Origin of the sequence: Paenibacillus sp. FSL R7-0340, from assembly GCF_038002205.1 — a bacterium.
GTDB classification, from domain to species: domain Bacteria; phylum Bacillota; class Bacilli; order Paenibacillales; family Paenibacillaceae; genus Paenibacillus; species Paenibacillus polymyxa_B.
The window spans coordinates 1842252-1866528 of record NZ_JBBOBY010000001.1 but is presented as its reverse complement, the minus strand read 5'-3'; the positions used below and the strand labels follow the sequence as shown (position 1 = coordinate 1866528).

Annotated in this window: 20 protein-coding genes; 7 read left to right on the top strand and 13 right to left on the bottom strand. The window is 39.6% G+C overall.

The window, feature by feature from the left end:
• Positions 1-27: 27 nt before the first annotated feature.
• From MKX59_RS08315 to MKX59_RS08260, 12 genes are all read right to left on the bottom strand, one after another.
• Positions 28-420 carry a MarR family winged helix-turn-helix transcriptional regulator gene (locus tag MKX59_RS08315; RefSeq protein ID WP_028542241.1) on the bottom strand — a complete coding sequence of 131 codons (393 nt, stop codon included), beginning with the start codon at positions 418-420 and terminating at the stop codon, positions 28-30.
• A gap of 243 nt (positions 421-663) precedes the next feature.
• The gene (gene gdhA / locus MKX59_RS08310; RefSeq protein ID WP_028542240.1) at positions 664-2040 is read right to left on the bottom strand and encodes an NADP-specific glutamate dehydrogenase; all 1377 of its coding nucleotides are present in this window, start codon (positions 2038-2040) and stop codon (positions 664-666) included.
• A gap of 380 nt (positions 2041-2420) precedes the next feature.
• Positions 2421-3812, bottom strand: coding sequence for a threonine synthase (gene thrC / locus MKX59_RS08305; RefSeq protein WP_025718158.1), 1392 nt, complete (start codon positions 3810-3812; stop codon positions 2421-2423).
• 215 nt (positions 3813-4027) lie between these two features.
• Positions 4028-5371 carry a TldD/PmbA family protein gene (locus tag MKX59_RS08300; RefSeq protein WP_023989750.1) on the bottom strand — a complete coding sequence of 448 codons (1344 nt, stop codon included), beginning with the start codon at positions 5369-5371 and terminating at the stop codon, positions 4028-4030.
• A 3-nt stretch (positions 5372-5374) separates the two neighbouring features.
• Entirely contained in the window at positions 5375-6769 is a 1395-nt protein-coding gene (locus MKX59_RS08295; protein ID WP_340858149.1) for a TldD/PmbA family protein, read from the bottom strand.
• 404 nt (positions 6770-7173) lie between these two features.
• Complete coding sequence (locus MKX59_RS08290; RefSeq protein WP_175405293.1) at positions 7174-7479, bottom strand: hypothetical protein; 306 nt, start codon at positions 7477-7479, stop codon at positions 7174-7176.
• A gap of 209 nt (positions 7480-7688) precedes the next feature.
• Positions 7689-8591 (bottom strand): hypothetical protein, encoded by a 903-nt coding sequence (locus tag MKX59_RS08285; protein ID WP_340858146.1) that lies wholly within the window; start codon positions 8589-8591, stop codon positions 7689-7691.
• A gap of 6 nt (positions 8592-8597) precedes the next feature.
• A complete protein-coding gene (locus MKX59_RS08280; RefSeq protein WP_103744722.1) occupies positions 8598-8867 on the bottom strand; it encodes a hypothetical protein in 270 nt (89 codons plus the stop codon).
• Between the two features lie 62 nt (positions 8868-8929).
• Positions 8930-9697, bottom strand: coding sequence for a hypothetical protein (locus MKX59_RS08275; protein ID WP_068942109.1), 768 nt, complete (start codon positions 9695-9697; stop codon positions 8930-8932).
• 376 nt (positions 9698-10073) lie between these two features.
• Positions 10074-12023, bottom strand: coding sequence for an ATP-dependent helicase (locus tag MKX59_RS08270; protein ID WP_340858143.1), 1950 nt, complete (start codon positions 12021-12023; stop codon positions 10074-10076).
• Positions 12001-12417 (bottom strand): hypothetical protein, encoded by a 417-nt coding sequence (locus MKX59_RS08265; RefSeq protein ID WP_340858140.1) that lies wholly within the window; start codon positions 12415-12417, stop codon positions 12001-12003. Before MKX59_RS08265 ends, MKX59_RS08270 begins: the two co-directional genes overlap by 23 nt.
• Entirely contained in the window at positions 12417-14090 is a 1674-nt protein-coding gene (locus MKX59_RS08260) for an ATP-dependent nuclease (RefSeq protein ID WP_340858138.1), read from the bottom strand. The genes MKX59_RS08265 and MKX59_RS08260 overlap by 1 nt, the downstream gene beginning before the upstream one ends.
• An 865-nt stretch (positions 14091-14955) precedes the next feature.
• On the opposite strand from MKX59_RS08260, the gene MKX59_RS08255 reads away from it, so the two are divergent.
• The 6 genes from MKX59_RS08255 to MKX59_RS08230 all read left to right on the top strand — a co-directional run bounded on the left by MKX59_RS08255 (position 14956) and on the right by MKX59_RS08230 (position 22000).
• Positions 14956-17973 (top strand): EndoU domain-containing protein, encoded by a 3018-nt coding sequence (locus MKX59_RS08255; RefSeq protein WP_258043371.1) that lies wholly within the window; start codon positions 14956-14958, stop codon positions 17971-17973.
• Between the two features lie 19 nt (positions 17974-17992).
• Positions 17993-18457, top strand: coding sequence for a hypothetical protein (locus tag MKX59_RS08250; RefSeq protein ID WP_103744725.1), 465 nt, complete (start codon positions 17993-17995; stop codon positions 18455-18457).
• Positions 18458-18730: 273 nt separating this feature from the next.
• Complete coding sequence (locus tag MKX59_RS08245) at positions 18731-18952, top strand: EndoU domain-containing protein (protein WP_219818462.1); 222 nt, start codon at positions 18731-18733, stop codon at positions 18950-18952.
• Between the two features lie 138 nt (positions 18953-19090).
• Complete coding sequence (locus MKX59_RS08240; RefSeq protein ID WP_340858129.1) at positions 19091-19516, top strand: hypothetical protein; 426 nt, start codon at positions 19091-19093, stop codon at positions 19514-19516.
• A gap of 1532 nt (positions 19517-21048) precedes the next feature.
• Positions 21049-21381 carry an Imm8 family immunity protein gene (locus tag MKX59_RS08235; protein ID WP_103744727.1) on the top strand — a complete coding sequence of 111 codons (333 nt, stop codon included), beginning with the start codon at positions 21049-21051 and terminating at the stop codon, positions 21379-21381.
• A gap of 259 nt (positions 21382-21640) precedes the next feature.
• Complete coding sequence (locus tag MKX59_RS08230; protein WP_053325909.1) at positions 21641-22000, top strand: putative zinc-binding protein; 360 nt, start codon at positions 21641-21643, stop codon at positions 21998-22000.
• A gap of 319 nt (positions 22001-22319) precedes the next feature.
• On the opposite strand, the gene MKX59_RS08225 is transcribed toward MKX59_RS08230, so the two are convergent.
• On the bottom strand, positions 22320-22475 hold the full coding sequence (locus tag MKX59_RS08225) for a restriction endonuclease (protein ID WP_264454811.1): 156 nt from the start codon (positions 22473-22475) through the stop codon (positions 22320-22322).
• Positions 22476-22619: 144 nt separating this feature from the next.
• On the opposite strand from MKX59_RS08225, the gene MKX59_RS08220 reads away from it, so the two are divergent.
• Positions 22620-24047 carry a pyridoxal phosphate-dependent decarboxylase family protein gene (locus MKX59_RS08220; RefSeq protein WP_340858125.1) on the top strand — a complete coding sequence of 476 codons (1428 nt, stop codon included), beginning with the start codon at positions 22620-22622 and terminating at the stop codon, positions 24045-24047.
• Positions 24048-24277: the final 230 nt, after the last annotated feature.

The following is a 24277-nucleotide window of genomic DNA, read 5'->3' as shown; positions in this document are numbered from 1 at the left end:
TCCCCTATGGGTATAATGTAATTGGGGTCAGTCCATATCGGACATATGACCATTCATAACTTGCAGCATATCGGCTAGCTGGTGCCGCTGGGTCTCGTCGAAACTTTGGAGCAACCGGGTCACAAACTGTGAGCGTTCCTGTTTAAAAGTAACAATACGTTCACGCCCATAATCGGTCAGGCTAACCAGCGTAACTCTGTTGTCCTCCGGCTTGGTTCGTCGTGTGACCATCGCTATCGCTTCAAGCTGCTTCAAATGGCGCGTTACGGCTGCAGCGTCAATGCCAACCTCTTTTTGCAGCAGAGTTTGACTAATCTCCTCCACTTGATACAACTTGCACAATAGCTGCAATCTGGATGCGCTGACTCCTGCACAACGCTCAAACTTAGAGCTAATCTGCTTGTTCAGCAACAACAGCATGTCAAAAATATACTCAGGCTCGGATGGTGTCTGGGTGATATCAATCTCTCCTCCCTTAAGCATATCGCTGGGCTTCGTGATAGAACCTTTGATCCATCAACCATTGATCTATCAAGTAATATACATCCTCCTTAAAAATAAATCAAGTCCCTGAGAAAAATAAAGTGCTCTTTGCAAATAAAAGCTGAGCGACTCGCACAAGAGCCGCTCAGCTTCAATTTAACTTTATTATGTTCCGTTGTGCTAAATAATCCCGTGGGACAGCATTGCGTCGGCCACACGCACAAATCCTGCGATATTGGCTCCGACAACCAGATTGCCCGGCACGCCGTATTCCTCAGCCGCCTTCACGCTGTTAGCATAGATATTTTTCATAATATCATGCAGCTTGGCATCCACTTCCTCAAAGGTCCATGACAGACGCATGCTGTTCTGCGACATTTCAAGCGCCGAGACCGCTACTCCGCCTGCATTGGCAGCTTTCGCTGGTCCAAACAGAACTCCATTGCCCAAAAACACTTCAATGGCCTGTAGCGAGGATGGCATATTGGCACCTTCGCCTATAGCTTTTACGCCATTACTTACCAGCAGCTGGGCTGCTTGCTCGTCAATTTCATTCTGTGTGGCGCATGGCAGTGCGATGTCGCATGGGATCGACCAGATCCCCGAACAGCCTTCTGTATAGATTGCGCCTGGACGCTCTTGAGTATACTCGCTAATCCGCAGACGGTTCACTTCTTTCAGCTGCTTCACCAGCTTCAGATCGATACCGTCTGGATCATAGATGTAGCCATTCGAGTCACTACATGCCACGACTGTAGCACCGAGCTGCTGTGCTTTTTCAATCGCATAAATGGATACGTTCCCCGAGCCTGACACGACGACGCGTTTTCCTTCAAAGGACGATCCCTGCGCCTGCAACATCTCGTTTACAAAATATACACAACCGTAGCCGGTCGCTTCCGTACGTGTGAGACTGCCTCCGTAATGAATCCCTTTACCCGTCAGGACGCCACCTTCATGTCCTCCGCGAATCCGCTTGTACTGTCCGAACATGTACCCGATCTCGCGGCCACCTACTCCAATATCCCCAGCCGGAACGTCGGCATCTGGACCAATATATTTATACAACTCAGTCATGAAGCTTTGTGTAAAACGCATCACTTCGTTATCTGATTTCCCTTTGGGATCAAAATCCGAGCCGCCTTTACCACCACCGATGGGAAGACCCGTCAATGCATTTTTGAAAATCTGCTCAAAACCCAAAAACTTGACGATTCCCAGATATACAGACGGATGGAAGCGAAGTCCACCTTTATAAGGCCCTATCGCACTGTTAAACTGCACACGGAAGCCACGGTTGACCTGTACAACCCCCGCATCATCCACCCAAGGTACACGGAAGGTAATGACTCGCTCCGGCTCCACTAGCCGTTCCAGAAGCCCCTGCTGCATATACTTAGGGTGCTTAGCCAATACCGGAATTAGCGAATCCAATATTTCCTTGACGGCCTGATGGAATTCATTCTCATGAGGATTGCGCGCGATAACCTTCTCAAAAACGGACTGCACATATTCGGCTGCTGCTTGTTGACTCTGCTCTGGACGGATCATGGTCATTATTTAATACACCCCTTTTATAATTAGCCCCTCTGTTAAATGACGGAACGACGTTATTCTGCACCTTCGAGAGTGGAACTTTATGTATTCATAAAATTTAGTTAACTATACATGATTTTTTATAATAATACATCTAATTCGCCTATAAAAAATTTTTGTATCCTTCATTAAATAACTCTATGAACCTCTCATTGTCTGTTAGTTTCCTAAAGCTAAATCCCTTGATTCACGGGCTTTTTTCACGATTTCTAAGGCCCTAACACCTTACCCTACATGGCATTATAATGTGAACAAATTGAAACTAAAACATACATTATGTCTGGAATATGGAAATAAGAAAAAGAGGCTGCGCGCAGGGCGTAGCCTCTTTTCCCATTCTTTTACACATAAAAGGCTTCAAGCTGACGCACAATTTCTGCCTCGTCATGCTCTACCACCTGCTGATGCTGCGATTTGGAGAACAATTGTTCAATTTGCGCTGGGAACTCCTGCTTGATGTCCACCAGACGAATGGCTTCATCAAATTTGGCCGGATGCGCTGTCGCAAAGGTTACACATACTTCGTCCGCGCCATTATACGCCTCATACGCGGCAATACCGCAAGCCGTATGCGGGTCGAGCAAATAATCGTATTCGGCCTTGTATTTCTTGATTAGCTCCAGACACTGCTCATTCGAAGCACCGAGCGCTTCAAAATCCTGCTGTACCCGTTTTAAATCCTCTGCACTGATCACAATCCGTCCCTCGGTTTTGAGGTTATTCATGTATTCAGATACCTTGGCTGCATCTTCTCCAAGGAAGTAATACAGATATCTTTCGAAATTGCTCGCCACCTGAATGTCCATCGAAGGACTGTATGTGCTTTTGAAGTCACCTGGCTTGTATTCACCTGTCTTCACGAAGCGCTCCAAAATATTATTTTCATTGGTTGCAATGATCAGCTTATGGATCGGCAGGCCCATTTTCTTGGCAAGAAAACCGGAAAAAATATTGCCGAAGTTGCCAGATGGCACACTGATATTGATTTTTTTCGTACCCGCTGACTCCTGCGCCCGGAAATAAGCATAGAAGTAATATACGGTTTGCGCCAAAATGCGCACAAAGTTAATCGAGTTAATCGCCCGCAAATGATGTTTAGCTTTGAAATCCAGATCGGCAAACAGGTCCTTAATGACCTTCTGACAATCGTCAAAGTTCCCTTTTACGGACAGATTCAATACATTTTCATCGTCTACCGTCGTCATTTGCAGCTCTTGTACCTTGCTCACCTTTTGGTGTGGGTGCAAAATACAGATTTTAATGCCTTCCTTGCCACGCACGCCCTGAATCGCTGCCGCCCCAGTATCGCCCGAGGTTGCACCCAAAATGTGAATGATCTCATTCTGCTTTTTGGACACGTAGGAATAAAACTCACCCATAAATTGCAGGGCCACATCCTTGAACGCAAACGTAGGCCCGTGGAACAGCTCCAAAATAGACAGGGAATCGTTGATCTTCTTCACTGGCGTGACTTCCGGGTGACGGAAGCTCGCATAACTGCGCTCGACCAGCTGCTCCAAATCTTCACGAGGAATCTCATCATTGATATACAGCGCAAAAACTTCCAGCAGCAGCTCTCTGTAGCTCAATGTTGCCCATTGCTCCAGCGTAGCTGCCGACACAGTCGGAATCTGCTCAGGTACCATCAGACCTCCATCGTCAGCTAACCCCATGAGCACGGTATCAATAAATCCCTTGGCTTCTACTCGACCTCTAGTGCTTATATATCTCATATACATCCCCCAATAAAAATTCAATTCGAACCTTTTTTCGAATATATTATTGTCTATAATACCCTGTCGCGGTGCTGTAACCAAGCCTTTTTTTCATATTTCAAAGACTTTCTCCTACTTTACCATACCCTGATGCATCAGGCATCTGCCATCAGTAGACAATTGGAACGTCAGGAACAGGCCGTGAGTCTGAAAAAAGAAGGCTGCTCCAGTCATTAGGAACCTGAAATCGAGAGTGCAGCCAGCTTGAGCGAAGGCGATGTGCAGCTTCCCGTAAAACGCAAATCGTTGCCAACTTCCTCTACCTGCTGCAACACATCAAAGAAGTTGCCCGATACAGTGATCTGATTGACTGCTCTGACCACTTGCCCCTGTTCAATCCAGTATCCCAGACAAGCCAACGAAAAATTACCAGACGCCGTATTCGTACCCGCATGCAGCCCTTGTAGCTCGACGATCATCAACCCACGATCCGTCTCGCGAATCATGTCCTCCAACGTAGACGTCCCTGGTTCCACATACAGATTATGATACGACACACCGATTTTACCGTTATAGCTTCCCTTGGAAGCATTAGAGGTACTTTCCACCCCAGCCTTGCGAGCCGTCTTGCGGTTATGGAAATACGTCCGTAGTTCTCCGTCCTTGATGATCTCATTACGATGCGTTGCGCTGCCTTCGGCATCAAACGTACTGCCTGCGGGAACGTTCTCCATCAACGGATCATCAATCAGCGTAATGCGCTCGCTTGCCACCTTTTGCCCCAGTTTCCCAGCCAATCGCGAAAAGCCTTTATCCACCGATTCCGCTGAAAATACCGACGTATACGCAGCCAGCAATTGCGCTGCTGCATCATGACGGAAAATGACTGGATAGTTATCCGATTGGATCGTGTGCGCACCCAGCTTGGAAACAGCCTCTTTTACGGCTTTATGCGCCACATTCGCGATATCAATTTCCTCCACACTCCGCAGCGAATAATCATGCCAGCCCCCAGTTACCGTCTCGTCATGGTCTGCTGCAATCACATACACATAAGCGCTCGCCAGACTTTTGCGACGATGGCAGTGCAGTCCTTTTGTATTTACTATTAGAACCTCATTTTCACGAATGCTGACCGAGCAATGCCGAGCCATCACAATCCGTGGATCTGCGGCAAGCGCTGTGCGCTCCATTTCTAGCGCCGCTTCGATCAGAATCTCAGGAGCCGTGTCAGCCAACGCTGCGGCATAGGCAGGCTGCTCAGGGTAGCTCTCAGAGCCTGCGAACAACTCATCCTGTTCCTCACTCTCCAATATGTCCGCGTTGCTGCGTGCCTCTTCCAATAAAAAGTCGATCACGTCCGGTTCCACCTTCTCCGTAGAGGCATAACCCATTTTCCCGTTAATGACACCCCGGAAGGAAAGCCCATCGTTTTCGACGATGGTATATTGATCAATTTCTCCCTTCAGTACCTTTACCGAAGTAGAACGTCCATTGACATAGTAGATTTCCATATCCGCGTAGCCGATTTCCCGACCTTTTGTGAACAACGCTTCCTGAAATTGCTGAATATTCATCGCCTATTCCCCCTTCCGTCCGCCAACGGTCATCTCGGACACTCGTATCGTTGGCTGTCCGCAGTTGACCGGAAGACTTCCGCTGACCGAGCCGCACATCCCCTGACCATGATCCAGATTGTTGCCGACCATATCAATATTTTGCAGGGTTTCAATCCCTTTGCCGATCAACGTTGCGCCTTTAACCGGCTCCGCAATTTTGCCGTTGCGAATCATGTATGCCTCTTCGACTGCAAAATTAAACTCGCTCGTCGAGGTATTCACCGAACCGCCGCCCAGCGATTTGGCATAGATTCCGTACTCCGTATTGGCAATGATCTCTTCACGGGTCGAATCCCCATTCGCAATAAACGTATTGTTCATACGGGAAGCAGGCGCGAATTTATAGGACTGTCTTCGTCCTGACCCTGTCGCAGGTACACCCATCTGGCGCGAGCCCATGCGGTCGATCAGATATCCTTTTAAAATGCCGTTCTCGATCAGTACGTTGCGCTGTGTCGGCGCTCCTTCATCATCGATATTGAGCGAGCCCCACGCGTTCTGAATCGTTCCATCATCTATAGCCGTGACGAGCGGTGAAGCCACCTGCTGCCCGATCTTATTGGCAAACACGGAGGTTCCATGAGCCACCGCCGTAGATTCCAACCCGTGTCCACATGCTTCGTGAAAAAGGACGCCGCCGAAGCCGTTCTCAATCACTACGGGTAATCTGCCGCTAGGTGCATATCCCGCTTTGACCATCGTGGTCGCAATACGAGCGGCGTGTCTCGCATTTTCTTCGATATTCAGATTCTCCAAGAATTCAGTCCCTGCATACGCGCCCGGCCCACGGAATCCAGATTGTCTATGCTCCCCATCAGTCGCAATCGCGCTTATTCTCATGCGTGTATACGTACGGGTATCCTCCACCAGCAGCCCGTTACTATTGGCAATTAATACGTTCTGGATCGAGTTGCTAATCCCAATGGAGGTTTGTGTGATGGAAGGATCGTATTGGCTTGCCGCCTCATGCGCCCGTCTCATCATGTCAATCTTGGCACGTTTCTGTGAAGCGTCAGGAATGATCGCAATCGGATGTTGGTTAGGGATAGCATGAGGATGGAGTGTAATGGTGTGTGTACCTGGCACTCCACCTCCGCGAATGGCCTTGGCGGCCGATTTGGCCAGTCGGATCAGGCTCTGTTCGCTCATATCACTGGTGTAGGCGTACACCGAGAAATGCTCCTTCATGATCCGAATGCCAATCCCAAAATCCCGGCCTGACAGCGCCGTATCCACGACTCCCCCGGTCATGCCCAGTTGTCCATTGGTGCGGTCCTCGACGAACACCTCTGCAAAATCCCCGCCCGTCTCCAGCGCGGCTTGCAGCATATCCTGAATCTGTGTTGGATGTATCATCACGTTCCTCCTCTTTTTTGCCATGTTTCTTATTGTACGGTTATTCGTTCAAGATAATAAGCGGGTTCATGTTTATTTCCCATAACTTTACTATACATGATGTTGGGAGTGGGTGTAACTATTTGGGTGGCGAGTGGTTTCGAGGGGAGTGAAAATTTATGGGTGGGGATGAAGGGATTGAAATGAGAAAACCCGATCAGACCGTGAAGGGTCATGTCGGGTTATTTGGGCGTTTTGATTACTGGGTGGATTGAGCAAGTACGTGCATATGAGGCCGCTACGTAGACGGATCATTCTTCCGATCGCTGTTGCCCCCAGATTTTTGTGATTATATTTTAACGGTAAAAATCCGGGTTCAAAGGCGAACGCTCCACTTCTTCAGAACGATTCCGTCCCCTCCGCTGCTATGCTTGGATTCGCTTCATTTTATTTGCCAAAATACTTTTTTTCAAACGAACTTTAAACAGTTCTCTTCGTAAATCCAGTTCCATGATATGAAGATGGTCTGCTGCTTCTTTGACGGTTTCCATGTGCAGTATGCTTGCCTTTTGAGAAATAATAGTTAGCGCATCCCAAATGAGCTTTGTGCATGTTTTAAGTCTCTCTATGTGTTCGTCTTCTTGCTGTACCAAACTTTCGTATTGCTCAGCCGTATTTTCAGATGGGTTTGTATGTTCCACGCTCTTAAGTATCATGGGTTGGGTATCCAAGTTATCAGCTCCTTTTTATTCAAAGTGTAGCAAAGGATGATAACGGATGTGGTACGTGGATACGTAACATTGAAATAATCATGAGTAGTGACCTGGAATAATTCAGTATGAGAGATATAAATAAAATTTTCGGAAGTGAAAAATTAATACTCGATAAATTAGTATGAAATTCATACTTTAAATTTTTTCGAATTTCTCAAATATCTCTTTTAAAATTTGATCGAGTGTATTTTCCATATTTCCATATTCTCGGCCCGGGAAATTATCTCTTTTAAAATATTTTTTTTGTTTTTTATGTCTTCATCATCAGAGTACATACTATAGAAATTCCCTATTGAAGCAATATAAAATTCAGGCGGTCCTTTCCAAGCTACAATAGGAACTCTTTGAACACTGTGGAACTTGTTCCTTTCAGCTAAAGCAAATTCAAACATTTTTACTAAAGTTGGATTATATAATTCCCCATTAAATTCAACGTATTCATATTCTCCACATATAGCTTTCTTAACTAAATCATCATTACTGGAAATTCGTCTAATGTTATCATATTCTTCAGGGTAAACATCTTCATAGTCCACTAATTCGCCCTCAAAATAAATAGGAATTTCACCATCTATAATATCACCATACAATTCTTTAAACCCTTTATGAAACAAATTTAAGATAAGATTTTTCGCTACATATATTGCGTCTATTTGATTAAATAATTTTATTTTATTATCAATTTCCTTTAAAAAGACTAAAATTTGCTCATCTAATCTATACTTATACTGCTTTTGTATTACTTCTTGTATAAACGTATCATTTAACTTTGAAAACAGGTCTGACCTTTTACATTTTTCTATTAACTTAATAACATCTTCTATTAATGGAATATACAAATCCTTTTTTCTAGTCATTATAGTGGATATATGAATATGATAATCAGAACGAATTCCCAAAAATTTTTCACGCAAATCATGGTTATGACTTTGATCTAATGCTCTAGTGATTTTGCTATTATTAATTAATTCAAAATCGAATTTATTGTCATTACATAAAGAAGAGCATATCTGTATTTCTTTTGCATCAGGCTCCATATTGACAAAAGCAATACAGAGAGCATTACCCATTCTGCCCTACTCTTTAAGCTTACTTACACTAGCGTGTATATCTTTTAAAATTTTCCCCGGCTTAGAATCGGTGGTCACTTGAATATAAATTAGGACACCCTCTTTGGATTCTTTCCACATATCAGGTGTCCCTTTTCTAGTTTTAGTTGTACCTTCTACAATTCCATTATGAATAAGATCCCCCCATTCGTGATTCATACGAGGAAGAAGTTCACAGGCTAATCGCTGCAATTCCCCACCGCTTAAGGATCTTAATATATATTCCGTTTTATCCATATTCCCCACCTTATAATCAAAACTTATAGTTATTATAGAATTGAAAATATCTAAAACATATTTCAGTAAACTTTATCTTTTCTACTTCTTTGTAAAGAAAAACTAATTTCATTCTGCTCTTCCTCGCTGAATCTTAATAGTATATTTTCAACGTGTAGAATAAAGTTTTTCTTTATGTTAACTTCGATCATAAAAAATTCTTGAGCAATATGTAACACCCTTTTAAAAGTTCCAATACAAACAGCAATGAATATTATAGATGAAATCGAAATAAGTACAAAAAGTGAGACATCGCTAAATTCCCATTTTTCTATTTTTTTAAAAATAGTTATAATATATTGCAACCATATTGGCGCGAATAAGGCCAAGAAGGCGCCTGTTGCTAAAAAAGACGGGCTCTTACTTCTCTCAATTTCCTTATCTAAAAGTTTCACTAAAAGTTTAAGCTTTTCAGCAGTGTATAAATTCTTTCTTTTTAGATAATTAATCAGGATTTGCGACTGCATATTATTAAAATCTTCTGTACGCCATATACCACTTGCTGCTTCAATTTTGTAGTGATTATAAAGTATACGCTGAGCTTTCTTGTTGTTTATAAATAAAGCTATAATTGAAGAAAATAATATGGTTATAAATCCAATAAAAGTGTACAAAAGGATATAATAATTTATTAATACAGTAGGCATCACTAAAAGAGATAAATATGCAAAAAAAATTAAAAAGACTAATAATCCTGTGCTAATGGTGTAAGTAATTCGCATATATCTAAATACCAATGAATAGGTTGTAACATTATTTTTATAATAGTTTAAAAGCTCTTCTATTAACATTCATGATTTCCTGCTTTCTAGCTTTTTACGTGTACTTGTCAAGTCAAGTACACTTAAGCACCTTGAAATAATCCGTCAGAGTTATAAACGACCCTCCTCTTTTAGTGTTTTGTAACTTAAAGCATTCAAAAAATACATGACAAGCAAAATCTCTCACATGGTCGACCTTTAAGTATAGCTAGCATTTTGTGGGATACCTTTAAGTCATATCCAGCTCTGGTATGGAGTCTTAAGTACAGATATAGACGATGATTTTGAATTACATTAATATAAATATTTCCTTTTCTTTTTTTACCACTTTACTCAAATTCACATCATAATGAAGCTTCTTCTTAATTATAAATCACAATAATAAGATTATCTTTAATGAGCTTAATTAAATAAGTTTCTGTACTACTGGACGAATAATTGGTACACCAGCTTCTTTTAATATTTTATAAAGTATTGTTATACCTTGTACGCTTTGCTCTTGTTCCTCTATATTTCTCTTTTTATTCAATATTTTTCTCATTTTGCTCGCAGTAAATATAACTCTCTTTTTTGCTCTTGACAGTGCAACAAAAAAGGCACGTTTATCTTCCTCTGAATTATTATTAAAATTCCAAAAAGCAGCATCTTCTAATCCAACAAATATAACTGTGTCATACTCCAGACCTTTACTTTTATGAATTGTCATCATAGGTATACTGAATTCCCCATATATATCATCTATGCACAATTTCCAATCTTTTCTTAATTGCAAGGTTATCGTTATTTTCTTTATAAGATTTTGAATTACCTCATTTAAATAATTTCCTCTACTATATTGAGGAAAACTTTTTTTAATTTTCCTCTTATTAGTAAAATCAATAATCAAAGATATTATGCACTCTATAGAAGATAAATCAATTGTATTAATTAAACAATTTGTTAATCTTTTTTTGAAATCCACAATAAATATACCTAATTCATCCTCCAAATTATATAATAATTCATACTTAGTACTCTCATCGAAACCATTTATATAAAACAGGAAATCAACTACAACTTTCCGTGATTCGGGAGCTTTATTCGTAGCCGTCAGAATTATCATATTAAGAATAAATTGCACAATATCTTCTGACAATAGTTCTTGGTATTCTTTTTCTTCCCTAGCCTGTATTCCTTGCTCTGCCAATATTCTCTTAAAGGCTTCACCATAAATATCTTCTTGTTGTTTCACAATAATACAAATATCTCTTGGTTCAATACTCTCTTCTTTAATCCATTTAACAACTTCTCCAGCTAAACAAGCTGCCTCTTCTTCAGAATTTTGAAAGGCCCATATTTCACATGTTCCATCCAATTCTTCCCATTTATCAGAAGGTTTCATCTCAATAGAATCTTGCTCTAAACTTTTAGAAATAATATTTTGAATAGTCACTAATTTCGGGGAAGATCGATGATTAAGAAATAGCTCCTTTTCCTCTGCTAGAAAATCTTTTTTAAAATCATTGAAAACACCCTTAAGTGCTCTAGCCCAAACCATAATACGTTGTTTCTCGTCGCCAACAGCAGTTAATATTGCTTTGGAACCTAGAAATGAAGTTTTCAAGAGTGAATATTGAATGTCTGTTGTATCCTGAAATTCATCCAAAAAAACGTGGCTATAGGTCAATCTTAATGCTTTGCGAATATACCGATTCTCTTTTAACAAATAGTCAGATAGTTTAGAAATCATAGGAAACGTCAGCGCACTTTCATCGTTTTCAACCTTTTTTAATAATATGTTCCACATTGCTGAACTTAATAGTTCTTGGATATTATCTTGATAATCAGAGGATTGAGATGCTAAAATTTTGTTACACAATAAATTAGATAACTCGTCATTACGTCGAATTATTAATCGCCAACTAGGATAATCAGGATAGCAAATAGGAATATATTTATCGGCAATCTCTGCTAAATCACTATTTTTCAATAGAACTTTATAATTTTTTGAAGGACGATACTTTTCGTCTAACCCTAATCTAAACTGATCCAATATACGTTTTGCAAATGTATCATATGTCATAGATTCAAACCTTCTAGAGAGTTCTTTTTCGCATCTTTTCTCCACCCTATTGGTAAGATTTTCTGCCGAATCCTTTTTAAAACTTATTGCTAATATTTTTTGGGGAGCACTACAACTACCTGTCTCAAGCAAATAGCAAGCTTTCTGAGCCAGAAGCTCCGTCTTTCCTGCCCCCGGACCCGCGATTACAATGTTGTTTGTGAGACTTTTTACAGTATCAATTGCATTTTTCTCAAGTAATATACCATCTTTCTCCTTCCAGATATCAGGATTAATTAATGACAATGTGTTCATTGATATCACCTTCTTTTTTTGACTCTATCCCTAATAATCTTTTTATAGAATTTATTAGCTCAAGAATTTGGACTGGGCATCTTTCCTTTAATTTCTCATCTCCGATTGCAGATAATGCTAAAAAATGTGTACTCGGTTTACTTCTAGACAGAAACAAAGAGCTGTAATGTATCATTAATTTTTTTTGATCTTCAGTATAAGTTCCCCCATAACCGTCGACTTTTCTTTTTAATGCTGTTTTGATTGCTTCACTAATACCTTCTTGTTCTTGTTCTTCTTGTTCTTCAAAAAGTAAAGTTTTTGATAGTGCTATATATTCTTGTGAGAATGCTTCCAGCATCACAAAGTCAATATCTAGAGGGTAAGAAAAATGAATACCATATTCTTCACCCATTAATTTTCTCCTCCATAAGTCCATGTTCTCAGCATGCGATAGACAAATAGTGGCCACTTATGCATCTCAACTAATTCAGAATCCTTTAGAACTCCTCCATTATATTCTAAAAGTTTTTCCTTGTTTATTACATGCCCTTTATGTACCAGCAATTGGTTAATAACGTATTTAACTCTAGTCCAACCACCCAAGTTTCTTTCTCGGTCTAGATCAAGCAGTGTTATATGGGGGATATCAAGAGCATTCAATAATCTCCACATGTGATTAACATAGACTCCACCAAGCGGGACTACAGAAATAGCATTTTTCTCCTCACTCAATCCAAATACTTCTAGCATTTTAGGTATAATAATCTCTTCACTATCACCCTCACCTAAAATGACTAGTTTTGCAAAATATAATTCAGGGTAAACCTTTATTGCTTCCTTAATGTATTTGTATGCTTCATCTGACTTTTTAGGAAAATCTAATTCTTTTACTATGGTTGCCCCTTGTTTATTTGAATTACATCCCCCTATCCGTATGTGTCTTATTTCGAGTGGATCTACTTGTTTTATTATTGACTCGCTATGTGATGAAACTAATACTTGAGCGTTGTCATTGGTTGAAATTACCCTAAGGTTCTGCATTACTTTACCTAGTAAATGAGGAGCTATATGATTTTCTGGTTCTTCAACTGCTAAAATTGTAAATACCGTTGGTATCTTTTTAAAATTATATTCTGATTGTTCTTTTTTACTTTCTTTATGCTCCGCTTTAATCTCGTTCTCCATTTCTAGTAATGAAGCAACAAGAGAAAGATAAAACAGTGAACGTAGCCCATCACCAAGTTGTTCAACCGAGTAGTTGTTAGGCAACAATGTTGGTGAAAACTGAACTTCTATTCTTTTCAAAATAGATGATAGTGTCGTGCTATTAAAAGCTATTTCTGCATTCCTATACCTATCATCCCAATGATAGTTCCCCCATTCTTTGTTTAATATTCCTCTAACTTTTCTTACTCCTCCTATTTCATCAAATAGGTTCTTTTCGACTTCTTTCATTTTATGCTTTATTTGCTCATCAATATTCTTTGGCCAGTTAATATTAGTCATTAGACGATACAAAATAGTTCCTGATACATTTCTCAATTGAGTTAAAGGGTCTCTCATTGCAGGTATATAAACCAATTGAATAACTGCTCTTTCATATGCAAGCACAGGTCTTAAGTCTTCTTCTGTGATACTGTTTCCCTCGGGAACTGTTACATAGAATAGCTTTTCTTCAACAACACCCTCTGGAGTATTTGCCAAGTTCCAGATAGCAATTAGTCTAATCCTAACGTAGGGTAATGCATTAGGTTGGTCAATAACCATATGCTTAAAAAATTGAGGTATCGTATTCAAATCTTCTTCTTCATTACGTAATTCTGGAAACTCAATTTTTGCTTCTATATATAATTCAGACCCGTCTTCTAAATCTTCGGGGTTTTTACCCATAGGTAAATGGAAATCCGATCTTTCAATTGTACGATCCAGGGGTTGAACACCAAATAATTTGAGTAGTCCTTGAATTAAAGCTGTTTTCCCACAACTATTCGCTCCAATTATTGCTGTCAAATTATTAAGATTTATAACTGTTTCCTCTTTATTGAAGCTTCTAAAATTAGATATTTTCAACTGAGAAACTTGCATATATCTCTAATCTCCTCTTTGGTTTATATATTATATCTCAATTAAGTACTACTATTATTTGTTTTACGTCTTTAACGCGGTACCAGAAGAACATCTAACACATACATCCAACAACATATTTGACAGTTTGTATCATCTTTTCAATTTCTGATCTATAATTTCACTTAGCATTCTCGATGCCTTGTACAAAAAAGTTCTTATGATTCAATATATATGATTCCCGACCGATTTTCCAGGTGATGGAATAAAAAATAAGTCATTGGGTCTATAATAATCATACATAATACCCTTTTATAATATTATTTTCTTAATAATACAAAGGAACTCAGCTAAACTTTAACTACTTGAATTGCTTTAAATTGAGTATACCTTCTTGTTATATGAGAAAATAATAGATACATAATTAATATAAACATCCGCTAAAATGATGTGATTATATTCGCTTCTATGAAATTATCCTGTCTTCTCCAACCTGTGTACTTCAACGTTTTGCATCTCGATATATTACTACTACGCACTCCACATGGGTCGAGACGATGATAAAGATATACTCCCTCTATTTGTATGTTTTTTACTACTCTACACCTCTCTCCCACATCTCTTACTTTCAAAAATACATATTGAAAATCACCCAATGAATGGGTCATTCTGTAAACTAACTCTCTCTTTTAACCGATAAATACATATGCTGGGTTGTTTATTAAATACCACCTCTCGTACCCTTATAGCGTACAAACCTTGTTATACATATTTATATTGACTCACAGTTGCACTCATCTGCGGCTTCTTTAATCAGAAGCGCATTCAAGATGACGTGCTTTACTTGGAAATACCCATCGCATCTAGAAAGGAGTTATGAACTCACTTGAGCGTATTATCAGATGGAATCGGATATGAAAGCCTACGCTTTTATGGTCCCTTTCAGCCACTACACATCGAACAACTTCAAATAACACGCGTCATTAACGATCATGCCTTTTTACATATCAGTGGCATGCTCTCCGAAGAACAAGGAGCTGTATGCATCGGACAGGATATGGAGCAAGAGCCCATTGTGATCCGTCAGTTGAATGATCAGGGACAATCGCTGAGAAGGCTGTTCCATGGGATTGTTACGCATATGTCCGTACACTGCGTGCGAGGCGTGTATACGTTTGAACTAGAGGCCGCTTCCCATTCGTACCAGATGGATATTAAGCGTAAAAGGCGCTCCTATCAAGATATTCACCGCACCTATGATGATCTGGTCACTGCGCTGGTTCGAAAATATCAATACGGAGATGCCATTGATACGGTAAGCAACCATGCCAAACTGGAGACATTTGTTTTACAATATGAGGAGACCGATTGGGCGTTTTTAAAACGTCTCGCTTCTCGCTTTGGCTCCGTACTTGTGCCAGAGGTAACCGCAGCCTCGCCCAAGGTTTTCTTCGGGATGCCCGAAGGCAAGCAGCATAAGGTGGAGCGAGATGTATTTTATCGAGTACGTAAAACGTTTCATGAGCTGGATACGGAAAAGCCGGGAGAACGTGCTGGCTCGTATGTCACCTATATGATCGAAAGTCTGCAATACTATGCGCTGGGCGACCTCATCACGTTATCCATTGGACAAGGCAAAGAACTGGTCGTGGTTAGAGCAATGACTACGCTAGCGGATGGCTTACTGCGTACCCGTTATGATCTTCAATCCGAACAGGATATCCGGTATGCCCGTTATGAAAACGATCAGGTCACCGGGATTTCACTGACAGCAACAGTGCTCAAGGTACAACAGGATTTTGTACAGCTTCAACTGGACATCGACCCGAAGCAAGATACTGCCAAAGCCTGCTGGTTTCCCGTAGCCACCCGTTATGTCGCGGAAGAGCATAGCGGCTGGTACGATATGCCTGAGATCGGGGAGCAGGTGGAATTGTATCTGCCTACCCACCTCGAACAAGATGCCTATGTAACGGATTCACTGCGACAACAACGCCACACAAATGGTCAGCCGAATGTGAAGGTATGGCAACATGTGCAAGGTAGCGGCGTAGAAATGTCTGAGCATGAACTGACCCTATCCACCTCCGGTGAATTTTCCATTACACTGCATGAAAGTAGCGGAATTACGATCGACAGTCCGGGGAATGTGCAGATTCAGGGTGGTCACGTGAAGCTCGATGCTGGCGAGGAGCTTTCACTGGAAGCTGGAACGGCGCTATATCTAAAAGGCGGAGCCAGCGGCATGGTACTAGATGGTGAGACGGATACCAAAGCTCCAGTGATATATCAGGAAGGTACGGTGAAGGCTCCTGTTTTCGTGACTGACCTCCCTCCTGTGCCTGAGCCGCCACTCATGAGCATCAAAGCATACGAGGCGGCGCAAGCTCCATCAGCTACTAAGACATCAAGCAGCACTCCTACCGCCAAAGTGACAAGTCCGGCTGCACTTCAACAGGCCAACTCTTTGTTGGGTACGGTGTCCAAGCTATTAGGCTCCATTCCAGTGATGGGAAAAGTGGCTGGCGTTGTTGCGGGAGCTTTAGGTGGACCTGCGGCGGGTGTCATTCTGAAAGCAACCGCAATGATCCCTGTTCGGAGCAAAGGAACTGCTACGATTGGAGGCGGAAAGGGGAACGGTATTCATCCGTTGAAACACTTGGCTGGTCTAGCACTCCAAGGATTGATTAACCAGTATGAACATGATCAAGCGAGACAAGCCTACTATAGCAAGTGGATTCTTGGGAAAGTGTTTACGAGTGCACGTCATATAGCGCATTCCGGTGGCCCACTGGAACTGGTTCAAAACCTGCTGAAAGAGTCTAATGCCATGGTTCATGCGTATCAGCAGATTCCTATAGATCTGAGACAAAGCTGGAGAGCCAATTATGACAGCTACATGGCAGCTGAAAAAGCCAAAGTATCCTATAATTTTGATGAGTATGATAAAGAATTTATGGGTACTATGTGGGTCCTCAGTAAAAATGGAGTTACCGATCAGAAAGCAGCCCAAGCCACTCTTGCCTATAACGAAGCTATTAAAAATGGAGAAATCAAATTACATCACGAACCAGAAAATGTGGATATTTTCGTAGAACAGATTAAAGCAGCTAAAGAAGGAAAGAACTATTGGACAGGCGAAGAAATACCAAAATGGCAAGCAAATGCAATTATAATCAGTAGCATATTTTCTGAATTTCAGATGGTTGGAAGTTTATACGGAGCTAAATTTGGCAGGAATATAAAGATACCTTCTAAATCAATTAAAGCTCCAAAAGTTAATGTTGAAACACCGGGGACAGGAGTAATTAAAGTATCTCCGGCTGACCAAATAAAAGAGCGAGTATTACAAAACATCGCCCAGAGCAAGGCCGCAAGGGAAGCATCCAAGTTTGGGGAATATGTAAAAAAAGAAAAGCTTACTCTTGATGCTATTAAGAAACGACAGGCGTTAGAGGGGACGGGACAAGGTGGTAAACCTGTTATAGAGAAAGAGAAATGGCTTGAGAGTCTACAGAACACAGAAAACTTCAAACAAGGGACTAAAGAAAATGGATTAAACCATATTTTTGATGGTGAAATACTCAAGAATGGAAATGCCAATGGTTTTCATTATGAAGGAATGCCAAGTAGTAACGGTAAAATTGTCGGAAATATTGACCCACCTAATGAGTTTGGTGTCTATCAAGCTAATATTGAAATTAATGGAGTATTAAAAGGACCTAAATCCACATTTTTTCCAAAGGAATGGACACCACAACAGGTGATAGATTCAGTAAATGAAGCTTTTAATAATAAAGTAATTATAAAAAACAATAAATATATAGGAAAAACAAGCACGGGAATGGAAATAGAGTTTATTTTAAGAAATGATAAGATAATTTCAGCTTATCCAGTATATTGAATTGGAGGTTGTTTGAATAATGATAAAATATAAATATAAATTGAGGTATATGGAAGAATTTAATATAGTTATATTGGATTTTGACGAAGAAAAATCACTGGAGTTCGCCAATATGATAAGTGATCCCTTAGGATCTGATATACCTTGGAGATTTAAAGATTTGAAAATTGATATTGATAATTATGTTGATTTATTAAGGGGAAATATACCCGAATATAGACATGGAGGAAATGCATCAAGCGTTATATCCTTTAGAGACTATACAATAATTGAAGATCCATTTTATGACGAGGAAGAAGATGAAATTGAACCGATTTGTAAATTAGAGACAGTTGAATTTGTGAAAATTATATTAGTATGGGCTTATGAAACTTATAAATATAAAAGCGAGAGGGGGAGGATTCCTCGAGAGGAGGCAGAAATGGTTATGAATTGGATTGAACAAAAAATGATAGAAGTTAAGAGTATAGAAAATAACGAATAAACATAACAAACACTGAGAAGCTTATTCCTATAAGAGTCATAATGAGGAATAAGTTTTTCAATATGTATACAGGTATATCAACAGTCTTTATAATATTGAAACATTACATAAATTTTGATTTGGGTAACGTAGACGGATACTGACTAAGATCGTTTTCTCCTTAGGGGACGGGCAAAGCTAGTGAATCTTACTTATCACCAGAGATGGAGCAAAAAATATTAGGGGGAGAGAGAATACCAGGTAAAAATGGAATTAGAGGGGCATTCGCCTAATGTGGTAAATGATGAAAATTCTAATTATGCAGTAGAAGTTCTCAGGGAAAATCCAGATAGATCTAAATTTGTTCAATTTTATCATCAGTTTCCAGATGGAACTCTCGCAAAGCTTAAAAAAAGCACAGTATTTCCTGATTCATGGAGTGATGAGAAAATTATAGGCTCTATAAAAAAATTAGCGATACGCCAGCAGTTGGAAGTCGTACTTCAGATGGGGTAACTACAACTTTGCATAGCGGTACTGTAGATGGTGTTGAAATAGATGTTATTAAAGAAGGCAAAAACATTACTGCTGGATATCCAGTGGGAGGTAAACCAACGCCAGGATTTGAACCAATAAATTAGTGGAGGAAAATTTATGAAATATGAGGGATTTGACAAATTAATAACTGAAATGTCTGGAGAGAATGCTTCAGATGATTATTGGTATGATGTTGGAGTAAATGATGCGATGACCTTGATGGAAAAATTTTCTGAAACAGATTGGGAATTGCTTAAAAAAAATATAATGGAAAAGTCGTTAGAGTGGCAAAAAAGGGTAGTATATTGCTTTGAAGAAGAAAATGATGCAAGAGAAATTAATATAATATTATCACTTATCGAAACAACAGACAAAGAACTATTTGAAATGTGTATTGATTCTTTAAGATTTTTAATTAATGATAATAATAAAGATTGTATAATAAATAACCATGAACTTATGGAGAAATTGAGAAAAATGGAATTAATTTATAATATGTCAGGTAGAATATGTAGGGAGTTTCTTAATAAATTACAACTATGAATTAGTACACACTAATCATCAGGTTAAAACTGCAGATGATTTTTCAATGGAATGGTTTGAACAAATTCAAGCAGAAAAAAGTTTTTAGAGTAAATTCGAATACTTACCAACAAACTAAACACTAACTGATTCAAGCACTCGATAAACTTACAAAAGCTCATTCCAACTTTTTTTATTAGTAGGGATGAGCTTTTATTCCACACAAAACAGTAACTTGCCATCCCTCCCCATCAGAGTTTACATACAGAGACTCAAACGACTAAGGGAGGGAAATTCACTATGAAGGGCGTTTATTTATCAATAATAATCTAGATGAATATCAAACCAGGTATATCACTAAAGAAAATCCAAAGCTACAGAATTATCCTTATTTAGAAGAAGTTTTTTAAAGGTAGCGGATATAAAAGGTAATTCGTATACTTTTTATATAATATAACATCGCAATGGGAATCAGCTGCCCGTGTTGTGAATTCTGTTTTATCCGCCGCTATTTGCTAACAATATAAACTACAAGGGACGGCTGTTAAAAAGCCCCCCATTGCCAAGTAAGTCATCTATTCATCCAAAAGCAGACTAGACTTAACCCATGTAATACCCGTATTAAGATGTTGTCATTCTGTTTGTATGCACAACATTGCTTGAGTTTTGTATCCTAAATAACGTGTTTCCATTACGTCGAACGGACGAATATGTGAAACTTATATCAGAAGGTGCGACTAACGTTCATGAAGCGGCAAGATGTCTAGGTGCATTTACCGCCTCCGGCAGATATTCTTACAATTGGCCAATAAATTAAATAATGAATTTGCCGTTGAAATACTAGTTTCAATGGGACGTTCTAATTGGGGAGAAATCCCTCATTACCTAGAAACATTTGCCCAAGAGGTTCAAAAAGCACAAAGGATAAGATATCGTTCAGGAATAATTGCATTGTTCATCCTCTGTGTTCAGACGCTCATGTCAGTTCGTTTTCTTTTGGATATCCATTTACTGAAGCAGCTGTGAATGATTGGGCGTGGGTAACTCCAAAAAATACAGAAAATATAGTACAAAAGAAAATAGTAACCTCAAAAGAAGCTGACGTATTGGTGAAACTAGGGAGCTTATTACGATGTAATGAGGACTTGAATTCAAACGAAATTGCAAAGCTCTACACCGATTTTTTTGAAGATAAGAACCCATTTGATGTTATTTACACTTTACTAAAATAAAAAACATAACGCCAAAGAAGTCGCTGCGAGAGTTGCTGCGTTTTGTATCGGGCTTAGTTTTCTGTAGGGAAATAGAAAAAATATCCTCGCTTCAATTGATTGGATCATCTTAAACTGATAAGTTCATGTCCTATAACTATGCAAGAAATCGTAGAACCCGCCCCTATCTTTCCCCTAAAACAATGACTTGAGATCCCTCACCATCTGAAGGCGTTTGACTTGCAAAAGAAAATGCTCGAAGAATACAGCGCTGGAAAAGCATGGGCAACAAAGCAGATAAGAAACATTCATATTGATATTCTAGAATAGGAGAATAATCAAATGCTTACAATAAAGGCTTTAACAAAGGTGTACGAGGATTGGGGTGAAGATATAGACGACTTCTATATTACTTATAATGTAGATATCGGACCCGTTGAAATAAATGGAGCATCAGACATGTTTTCATTTGAACTAGTAAGTCCTAAAAGGTTAGATAGGATGACAGATCAAGGTGATATTATTATCGGGCATGGTCATTTTATAGCAAAGAACTTTAATGAAAATATACTTGAAGCCACATTAAATCGTATCATTAATAAGTGCGCAGATAATGATATGAATAAGGCATACAAAAACCTATCTGCATATTTCCATTGGGAGATGGATGAATAATTAACAATATCCCTGGAAATCAGATTTATATTTAGATAAAGCTAATTCTCTATTAGAAAAATTAAGTTAAAAAGAGGGATCTGGCTGATTTATACACACACAGTTAGCCCTATAATAGATTTTACAAAATGTTGTCGTGATCGTGATCACGGTTTAGACTGTAAATTTAAGTTAAAATACAAACAATTTTAAATTTATTTCAGCTGAAACCAAAGATACTGTGATCGATCACAAAGAAAAAACAAGGAAGTGTACAAAGATGAAAAGAACTGATTTACCTCTTGTCTATTCTTGTTCTGGATGTTCCTCCGCAGCACAAACCGCTAACATGATCGCTATACAAATGGATCGAGAAAAAGTCGCTGAAATGTCCTGCATAGCTGGTGTTGGTGGTGATGTCAAACCCCTTGTCAGAACAGCAAAATCGGGACGTGACATCATTGCAATTGACGGCTGTCCCTTGTCCTGTTGCAAGAGTTGCTTAGCAAGGCATGATGTTCAACCCAAACACCATTTCCTGCTGTCTGACTTTGACGTACCCAAGATAATAGGAGAAGATCCTAACCCCGATCATTATAGGAATGCTTACACACAAATCTTAGAACAAATTGGACAATAATTCTTAGTCAAAATTAAGGTGTGTATCGAAAGATGGCTCACCCATTTTTTTATTCCTTTGAGGTGTTGGTACAATATACAGTAAAAGTATAGTTGGCTCTTATTAACAATATAAGTAAATTAGTTTTTACTGGTGGCTCCTATCGCATCTTTAAGGGCCACCAGTATTTTTTTACTCCCAGTTTAATCCAGAGTCATTTTTTAAATTTTTAAGTAGCTCATGCAACATCTGGCAAAGCGTTTTTCGAACACTTTTCTTACAAGTACTAAACATTTATTCTCTTTTTTTAATTATTTTCAGATAACTAAGGTTCCCCCTCCTATATTACAAGCTCCCCCGCTCCTTGCTGCCTTGTAAAATTACTCGTCGTTACCATCCAAGCAACACAGCAACTATGTACCTGCTTACCAGCCTTGAGTTGGAGTACTATATCATTCTCAACATCACGTTTCCAGCATTTGCACTGAACGGCGATTTTATAGCTCTCTTTGCCTTTGAGAATTACTTTGCGTAATAGCGAAGAGCCTAAAAATAAACGTAATGATGAAATCAGTGAATATCACAATATGACAACAGATGTTATATTATACTTGATTGAAGTTAAGCAAAGGAGATGCTTATGATGAATCAAGAACCAAATCAGCAATTAGGTGAGATTATTGAACAGTTCATACATTCATATATTGCAGAAAATAACAATATTCGATCCCGAAAAGTAATCAACACTGCAGATGAGGATACAATAGCTCATTTAAGGGAAATTGGTTTTCCGAAAAAAGGAAGACCGATACAAGAGGTCGTCGATGAAATGAGGAAAAACGTCTATCCTCACCAAACCTTCATGCAACACCCTCGCTTTTTCGCATTGGTTCCTGGTCCAATGTCTCTTTACTCGTGGTTAGGAGATATCATGACCAGCGCTTATAATACCCATGCCGGAAGCTGGATGCTGAGTTCGAGCGCAAGCCTTTTAGAGGGGGAAGTGATCCGGTGGATGTGTGACCAAGCTGGATATCCCAATACTGCTGGAGGCTTATTTCTGTCGGGCGGATCGCTGTCGAATTTGACCGCTTTAGCGGCTGCACGCAATGCAAGGTTATCCGAGCAGGAATATGCCATTGGAACTGCTTATGTTTCAGATCAAACTCATTCATCGGTCGCCAAAGGGTTACGCATCCTCGGATTCCGTGGTGATCAAATCAGAAAGATTCCAAGTGATAAAAATTTTCGTATGGATGTTTCAGCCTTAGAAAAAAAAGTAATGGATGATCAGGCGGCTGGCATGAAGCCTTTTGCGATCATTGCCACGGCAGGCACAACCAATACGGGAAGCATTGACCCGTTGAACGAAATTGCTGACCTATGTGAAAAACATAACATTTGGTTACACGTGGATGGAGCTTACGGTGCATCGATTTTGGCTTCTTCGAAATATAAGCCCCTTTTGAGCGGGATATCGCGTTCAGATAGCATCACCTGGGATGCACATAAATGGTTAATGCAGACATACTCCTGTAGCGTAGTTTTAGCCAAAGAAAATCAACAGCTTAGAAACTGCTTCAGCACACATCCAGAATATTTGAAAGATGCCGAGACTAATGAAGAATATATTAATTATTGGGATCTGGGCCCTGAATTAACGCGGCCTGCTCGAAGTTTGAAACTATGGGTGACACTACAGGCTTTAGGAACTAATGCTGTCGGTGAAGCCATAGAGCATGGAGTTCAACTCGCAGAATGGGCTGACGATGAAATCAAAAAACATAATCATTGGGAAATTGTATCCCCCGCACAGTTAGCGATTGTTAATTTTCGATATGCGCCAACTGGATTATCTGAGCAAGAATTAGATTCACTCAATAAAAGGATCTCCCAAGAAATGATGACAAACGGATACGCCTCTGTGCTTACGACACAACTTAATGGAAAAACTGTTCTCCGAATCTGTGCAATTCACCCAGACACTACGGAACATGAGATAAGGAATACAATTCAGCTTTTATCGAATATAGCACGCTCATTGAATGAGACAAAAGCCTTTTTGTGATGAAAAATTGTGAAATGAAATGCTACACTTTCTGTAAATGAATAAAAATGCTCAACATCACACAAATAAAAGGGGCTCGCGGCCCCTCTTTACCGTTTCTCCCTACCTCTTCCAAATTAATGTCCTTGTTCAGTAAAAATGAACAGCACTCAATCCTAAAACGTTTTTTTGGAATGCAGGAACATATTCAAATTCCCCTCTATCCCTCGTACATCAATGCTTCTTATCTC